Source organism: Oleiphilus sp. HI0123, from assembly GCF_001635315.1.
Genome location: NZ_LWGE01001305.1, coordinates 1 through 995, shown reverse-complemented (window position 1 = coordinate 995; position 995 = coordinate 1). Strand labels below are relative to the sequence as shown.

Below are 995 nucleotides of genomic sequence, written 5' to 3'. Positions count from 1 at the left end.
GCGTCCAGGCAGTTGCCGCCCATCTGAAAAACAATCGTTACCATAGCTTCCGCTAAAGCGTTGCGCGTCTGATAATCCAAGGCGGCTTTGTTTGTTCCTTCTATCGCGCGCACTTTAAGATATTCTTCAAGCTCAGTAACAACGTGTCGAATTTCCAAATTAATCGCAGATCTAAACTCTTGAGAGTTACCAGTATGCTCCCGTAACAACAAACGAAAGTGGTTTGTGTTGCTCATAAGGTATTCAATAAAGGTATCGACAGAAATATCAATTGCAGTGCCTTGTTCTTGAATTCTGGAGCGAGCCTTTCTAAGAAGTTGGCGTAATGCTAAACCTGCCTCTTCGACCAAGGCTAAACCAAGGTCGTTCATGTCATCGAAGTGTCGATAGAAGGAGGTTGGTGCAATACCCGCCCCACGTGTTACCTCACGCAGACTGAGCCCGGAATAGACGCGCTCGGGACTCAATAAATCTAGAGCACTATCTAATAAAGCTCTTCGTGTTTTTTGTTTCTGCTCAGAACGTTTTGTCACAGCTACTTTTCTCAGAACAATTAATAATTTAGCGTATTCGATAATGATAGCACTAACAATTAGTCTTGTGGGCGTAATCCACTCATAATTAACGATAATTAGCTATCGCCAGTGCGGCCTAAGTATCAGCTAGATTAACCTGCGCTCATTTTATTCTTGGATAAGTTATTTAATACCTTGCGGGTAGTGCATGGTGAATTTAATCTGTTGAAATATTGCGTTTCTGCCGCACATCGTCAATGCCACCTGCATTTGTAACTCTGCTATACCCGGCTGCAATCAAAGCATTCTTCGCTTTTTCCGCGCGCACACCCCTGGCGCAATAAACAACAATCTCAGTGTTTTTGTCGGGATACTGCCGGCTAACTATAGGAACGATTTCGTTGTGGGTGGCACGTAGGTCACCATCTATATGGTCGAAAGTGTGTTCAATTTTACTTCTCACGTCGATCCAGACAGGGT

Annotated in this window: 2 protein-coding genes; both read right to left on the bottom strand. The window is 43.9% G+C overall.

Annotation, left to right across the window (positions count from 1 at the left end; translation table 11 throughout):
* Positions 1-533, bottom strand: a 533-nt coding sequence (fabR, locus tag A3761_RS15870; RefSeq protein ID WP_068750479.1) for an HTH-type transcriptional repressor FabR, incomplete at its 3' end; no start/stop codon positions are given.
* A gap of 199 nt (positions 534-732) precedes the next feature.
* On the bottom strand, positions 733-995 hold a 263-nt coding region (locus A3761_RS15865), incomplete at its 5' end, for a rhodanese-like domain-containing protein (protein ID WP_082870268.1).